4 protein-coding genes and 1 pseudogene are annotated in these 6,211 nt (G+C 72.9%); 2 read left to right on the forward strand and 3 right to left on the reverse strand.

What is annotated here, in order from left to right:
- Positions 1-500: 500 nt before the first annotated feature.
- The gene (locus ACFC1F_RS42360; RefSeq protein WP_209416324.1) at positions 501-950 is read left to right on the forward strand and encodes a PTS glucose transporter subunit IIA; all 450 of its coding nucleotides are present in this window, start codon (positions 501-503) and stop codon (positions 948-950) included.
- A 105-nt stretch (positions 951-1,055) separates the two neighbouring features.
- On the forward strand, positions 1,056-2,726 hold the full coding sequence (gene ptsP, locus ACFC1F_RS42365; protein WP_376167043.1) for a phosphoenolpyruvate--protein phosphotransferase: 1,671 nt from the start codon (positions 1,056-1,058) through the stop codon (positions 2,724-2,726).
- 96 nt (positions 2,727-2,822) lie between these two features.
- On the opposite strand, the gene ACFC1F_RS42370 is transcribed toward ptsP, so the two are convergent.
- The 3 genes and pseudogenes from ACFC1F_RS42370 to ACFC1F_RS42380 all read right to left on the reverse strand — a co-directional run.
- Entirely contained in the window at positions 2,823-4,841 is a 2,019-nt protein-coding gene (locus ACFC1F_RS42370; RefSeq protein ID WP_376167046.1) for an acetoacetate--CoA ligase, read from the reverse strand.
- 152 nt (positions 4,842-4,993) lie between these two features.
- A complete protein-coding gene (locus ACFC1F_RS42375) occupies positions 4,994-5,542 on the reverse strand; it encodes an NUDIX domain-containing protein (protein ID WP_376167048.1) in 549 nt (182 codons plus the stop codon).
- A 133-nt stretch (positions 5,543-5,675) separates the two neighbouring features.
- Positions 5,676-6,211 (reverse strand): annotated as a pseudogene (locus ACFC1F_RS42380) (DNA hydrolase); the annotation flags it as partial.

Consider the following 6,211-nt stretch of genomic DNA (forward strand, 5'->3'; position numbering starts at 1 on the left):
GTTGACTTTTGGCACGCTGTTGAGTTCTCAAGGAACGGACACTTCCTTCGGTCCGCCTTCCAGCGGGCCCTCCGGGCGCTTCGTTCTTTCGTGTTTCCAGCTTAGCAGATGCTTTCCGCTCCGTTTTCCGGTGCTTTTCGCATCTGAAATCTGCTGTTAACCGTCGTCTTGCGGCGACTCGACCAACCATAGCGGGTCCCGAGCCGGAGTGCGAACCGGGCCGCGCCGGGCGTCACCCGGTCGGAGGCATGATTTGTTGCTCTCGCGAGCATATACAGCAATGGTCCCGATTCGCCAAGATGCCTGTAGAGTGCGGCGCATCGGTGAAGAGGACTAGACCACTGTCGGTCGGTGAGATGTCGGCCGAGGTGGGCGAACGGGCGCGGGTTCCTTGCCCGGAAAGTCAGCAGATGTCCGAAGTTGACATGATTTAGGCTTCACACGATGTCCTGCCGCAGCTCGCGGCCGCTCGCTGTACTGCGCACTTGGGAGGCTCAACCATGACCACTGTGACGTCGCCGCTGACCGGCCGTGTCGTCGGGCTCGCCGGCGTGCCCGATCCGGTCTTCTCGGGCGCGATGGTCGGTCCCGGCACCGCGATCGACCCGGTTCGCCGGCCGACCGAGGCCGTGGCTCCGGTGGACGGTGTCGTCGTCTCCATGCACCCGCACGCGTTCGTCGTCGTCGACGCGGACGGGCACGGTGTGCTCACGCACCTCGGGATCGACACCGTCCAGCTGAACGGCGAGGGCTTCGAGCTGCTCGTCAACAAGGGCGACACGGTGACCCGCGGCCAGGCCGTCATCAAGTGGGACCCGGCCGCCGTCGAGGCCGCCGGCAAGTCGCCGATCTCGCCGATCGTCGCGCTGGAGGCTGCGACCGACTCGCTCGGCGACGTCCGTGAGGACGGGGAGGTCGCCGTGGGCGACGCCCTGTTCGGCTGGAACTGACCTCCTCCCTTATATCCCGACACACCCGCCCCGCCGCACTCGCCGGGGCGGCCCGGCACACAGCGGTACCCGGCGGGGCCGCTTCTCTCAGCGGAGACAGTGAGTATGGAGAAGACGCTGCGCGGCGTGGGTGTCAGCCACGGGGTCGCGATCGGCCAGGTGCGGCACATGGGGACGGCGGTGCTGGAGCCGCCGGCCACCCAGATCCCGACCGAGGACGCTCCGCGTGAGCAGGCCCGCGCCCAGGCGGCCGTCGAGGCGGTGGCCGCGGACCTCAACGCTCGCGGCAACCTGGCCGGCGGCGAGGCCCAGGCGGTGCTGGAGGCCCAGGCGCTGATGGCGCAGGACCCGGAACTGATGGCGGACGTCGCCCGCCGGATCGCCGTCGGCAGCAGCGCCGAGCGCGGCGTCTACGACGCTTTCGCCGCCTACCGCGCGCTTCTCGCGTCGGCCGGGGACTACCTGGCCGGCCGCGTCGCCGACCTGGACGACGTCCGGAACCGCATCGTGGCGCGGCTGCTGGGCGTCCCGATGCCGGGTGTGCCGGACAGCGACGAGCCGTACGTGCTGTTCGCCCGGGACCTGGCGCCGGCCGACACCGCACTGCTGGACCCGACACTGGTGCTCGGGTTCGTGACCGAGGAGGGCGGGCCGACCAGCCACAGCGCCATCCTCGCGCGTGCCATGGGCGTGCCGGCCGTGGTCGCGCTGCCGGGCGCCGCCGACGTGCCCGAGGGCACCGTCGTCGCGGTGGACGGCAGCTCGGGCGACGTGCTGGTGGAGCCGTCCCAGGACAAGCAGGACGAGCTGCGCCGGATCGCCGCCGAGCGCAAGGCCGCCCTCGCCGCCTCCTCCGGTCCGGGGCAGACCTCCGACGGTCACCGGGTGCCGCTGCTCGCCAACGTCGGTGGCCCGGCCGACCTGCCGGCCGCCCTGGAGGCCGGGGCCGAGGGCGTCGGCCTGTTCCGTACCGAGTTCCTCTTCCTGGACGACTCCGCCAAGGCGCCCACCGAGGAGAAGCAGGTCGAGGCGTACCGCAAGGTGCTGGAGGCGTTCCCGGAGGGCCGGGTCGTCGTCCGGGCGCTGGACGCGGGTGCGGACAAGCCGCTGGACTTCCTGACGCCGGCGGACGAGCCGAACCCGGCGCTCGGTGTCCGCGGCCTGCGCACGCTGCTGGAGCACCCCGAGGTGATGCAGACCCAGCTGCGCGCTCTGGCGAAGGCCGCCGAGGGGCTGCCGGTGCACCTTGAGGTGATGGCCCCGATGGTGGCCGACCGCAAGGACGCCCGGGACTTCGCGGACGCGTGTCGTGAAGCCGGTCTGAACGCCAAGTACGGCGCGATGGTGGAGATCCCGTCCGCCGCGCTGCGGGCGCGGTCGATCCTCCAGGAGGTGGAGTTCCTCTCCCTGGGGACCAACGACCTCGCCCAGTACACCTTCGCCGCCGACCGCCAGGTGGGCGCGCTGGCCCGGCTCCAGGACCCGTGGCAGCCGGCGCTGCTCGACCTGGTGGCGTTCTCGGCCGAGGCCGCGCAGGCCACCGGCAAGAGCTGCGGCGTCTGCGGCGAGGCGGCCTCCGACCCGCTGCTGGCCGTGGTGCTGACCGGTCTCGGGGTCACCAGCCTCTCCATGGGTGCGGCGTCGATCCCCTACGTGCGGTCCACGCTGGCCAAGTACACGCTGGCGCAGTGCCGTCGGGCGGCCGAGGCGGCCCGGGCCGCGGACAGCGCCGAGGGCGCACGGGCCGCGGCGCAGCAGGTGCTGTCCGGCGAATAGCGGACGCGTGGCTGCCGCGCCCGCACGCGTGGCAGCGCACGGACACGACGAAGGGGCGCCCCGTCTCATGGGGGCGCCCCTTCGTCGTGTCCGGGGTCAGGCCTGGCGGTCGCGGCGCAGCTGCTCGAAGAAGCGCAGGTGGTCGAGGTTGTCGACGGAGCCGGGGTTGACGGCCTGCTCCAGCGGGGTGCCGGAGAGCAGGCGCTTGACCGGGACCTCGATGCGCTTGCCGGTGAGGGTGTGCGGGAGGCCGCGGACGGCGATGACCTCGTCGGGGACGTGGCGCGGGGAGAGCTCCGTGCGCAGCGAGCTGCGGATCCGGCCGACCAGGTCGTCGTCGAGCGTGGCGCCGGGGGCGAGGACGACGAAGAGCGGCATCCAGTAGCCGCCGTCGGGCTCCTCCAGGCCGATGACCAGGGACTCGGCGATCTCGGGGAGGCGCTCGACGACCTCGTAGATGTCGGAGGAGCCCATCCGGACGCCCTGGCGGTTGAGGGTGGAGTCCGAGCGGCCGTGGATGACCACGGTGCCGCGCGAGGTGACGGTGATCCAGTCGCCGTGGCGCCAGATGCCGGGGTACATGTCGAAGTAGCTGTCGTGGTACCGGGTGCCGTCGGGGTCGTTCCAGAAGCCGGTGGGCATGGACGGGATCGGCTTGGTGACGACGAGTTCGCCGACGGCGTCGGTGAGCGGGCGGCCCTGGACGTCCCAGGACTCGACGGCGGCGCCGAGGCAGGGGGCCTGGATCTCGCCGAGGTGGACGGGAAGGGTGGGGACGCCGCCGACGAAGCAGGAGCAGACGTCGGTGCCGCCGCTGACGGAGGCGAGCCAGACGTCCTCCTTCACCTCGTCGTAGATCCAGCGGAAGCCGTCGGGCGGGAGCGGGGAGCCGGTGGTTCCGATGCAGCGGACGGCGGAGAGGTCGAGGTCCCGGCCGGGGTGCAGGCCGGCCTTGCGGCTGGCGATGACGTAGGCGGCGGAGGTGCCGAGGACGGTGGCGCCGGTGCGGGCGGCCACCGACCAGAGGGCGCCGGTGTCGGGGTGGCCCGGGCTGCCGTCGTAGGTGACGATCGTGGACCCGGTGAGGAGGCCGGCGAGGAGGAAGTTCCACATCATCCAGCCGGTGGAGGTGTACCAGAGAAAGCGGTCCTCGGGGCCGAGGTCGAGGTGGAGGCCGGCCTGCTTGAGGTGTTCGAGCAGGATGCCGCCCTGGCTCTGGACGATGGCCTTCGGCAGGCCGGTGGTGCCGGAGGAGTAGAGGACCCAGAGCGGGTGGTCGAACGGGACGGCCTCGAAGACCGGCTCGACGTCGTCGGCGACCAGGTCGTCCCAGTGCAGGGCGCCCTCGGGGGTGGGGCCGCCGAGCAGGGGGACGTGGACGACGGTGTGCAGGGTGGGGAGTTCGCGGCGGAGTTCGGCGACGACCTCGGTGCGGTCGTGGTCCTTGCCGCCGTAGTGGTAGCCGTCGACGGCGAAGAGGACGGCGGGTTCGATCTGCTGGAGGCGGTCGAGGACGCTGCGGGCGCCGAAGTCGGGGGCGCAGCTGGTCCAGACGGCGCCGACGGCGGCGGTGGCGAGGAGGGCGACGGCGGCCTGCGGGATGTTGGGCAGGTAGGCGCTGACGCGGTCGCCGGGGCCGATGCCGCGGGCGCGCAGGGCGGCGGCGAGGGACCCAACCTGGCGGCGCAGCTCGGCCCAGGTGAGGACGACCGGGTGCTCGGTGGTCTCGTCGAGGTGCAGGACGGCCGGCCTGTCGGCGTTGGCCGGGGTCTCGGCGGCGCGCAGGGCGTGCTCGGCGTAGTTGAGGCGGGCTCCGGGGAACCAGTCGGCGCCGGGCATGGTCGCGTCGGCGAGGACGGCGTCCGGGGCCTGGGTGAAGCGGACGTCGAACCACTGGGTGACGGCGGTCCAGAAGCGGTCGAGGTCCTCGGTGGACCAGGCGTGCAGGTCGGCGTAGCGCTCGGCGGCCTGCTGGTCGTCGGTGGTGGGGGCGAGCGGTGCGGCCGGGGCGCCGTGGTGTTCGGCGGCCCAGGCCTGGAAGGCCACGATCGCGGTGGCGGCGGCGCGAGCGGGGGTGGGGCGCCAGAGCGGCTGGTCCTGGGGTGGGGTGCTCACGGTGGTGGTCTCCCGGCCGGTGGATGGGACGGGATGCTTGTGGCAGGGCCCGTCCGGTTGGGGCTGTCGGTGCAGACCCTGCCATGTGATCGCCCGGTGCGCCAGGGTCTGCCCCGGGGGTGCGGGCCTGGTCAGCCCGGTGCCGCTGCCGGTCAGCGAGGGGTGAACTCGCCGTTGAACCAGGCCTGGGAGACCCGGGTGTGGAAGGCGAAGGCGAGTGGGGTCTGCGGGGTGGAGAGCTGCCAGCCGTCGGTCTCGTCGGTGGGCTTGGAGGGCGGGAGCTCGGCGAGCGGGCGCGCGGGGAGCAGGCCGAAGAGGCAGAGGAAGCCGCCGCGGGTGTCGGAGTCGGTGGCGACCAGGGTGATCTCGGAGGCGTCGGCGAGGATGCCGGTCTCCTCACGGAGTTCGCGGACGCAGGCCTGCTGCCAGCTCTCGCCGTAGTCGACGTAGCCGCCGGGCAGGGCCAGTTCGCCGTAGCCGGGCTCGATGGTGCGGCGGATGACGACGAGGCTGGGCTCGCCGCTGTCCTGGGTGACCGGGAGGAGGGTGACGACGACGGGCAGCGGGTTGCGGTAGCTGATCTCGGAGCAGCCGGGGCAGGTGCGCGGCCAGGTCCTGGTGCCGGCGGGGTAGGGCGTGCCGCACCAGTGGCAGTGGGAGTTGGGCCGGTTGGTCGTCCTGCTCACCTCTTGAGTGGTCATGGCCGGATGGTAGTGCCGTCGGGGTGCAGGACGGCAGCGGTCTGCTGATCTCGGTCGGCCGGCGGTGAACCGGCGGGCGCCGGGACGGCGGGGACCGGGACGGCGGGCGCCGGGACGGGCCGCGGCACGGGGGTCAGCGGATCTCGTCCTCGCGGGTGGGGCGCAGCAGGGCGGGGTGGAGCAGTTGGGCGTCGCCGGCGCAGTAGTTGCGGGCGCGGGGGCCGCCGCGGGCACCGCCGCGCTCGGTGGTGGTGCCGGTGCTCTCGACGAAGCCGGGGACGGAGAGGACCTTGCGGTGGAAGTTGCCGGCGTGGAGCTTCTCGTCCCAGACGGCCTCGTAGACGGCCCGCAGTTCGGGGATGGTGAAGTCGTGCCGGAGGAAGGCGGTGGCCAGCGGGCTGTACTCGATCTTGGCGCGGGCGCGGTCGAGGCCGTCGGCGAGGATGCGGGCGTGGTCGAAGGCCAGGGTGATGGGGGCGGGTCGGTCCGCCTCCGGCCCCTCGCCCACGGACTCCTCGCTCGCGGTCCCGGCGGCCGCGGTCCCTTCCGCTCGGGGCGTCTGGGATCGGGGCGTCTCGGCGTCGGACGGCTCGGATCGGCGTGCCTCGACGTCGGACGGCTCGGCTTCGGAAAAGGGGCCGGCAGGCCCGTCGACGCCACCCCCGTGGG

Source organism: Kitasatospora sp. NPDC056181, assembly GCF_042266225.1.
GTDB lineage: Bacteria > Actinomycetota > Actinomycetes > Streptomycetales > Streptomycetaceae > Kitasatospora.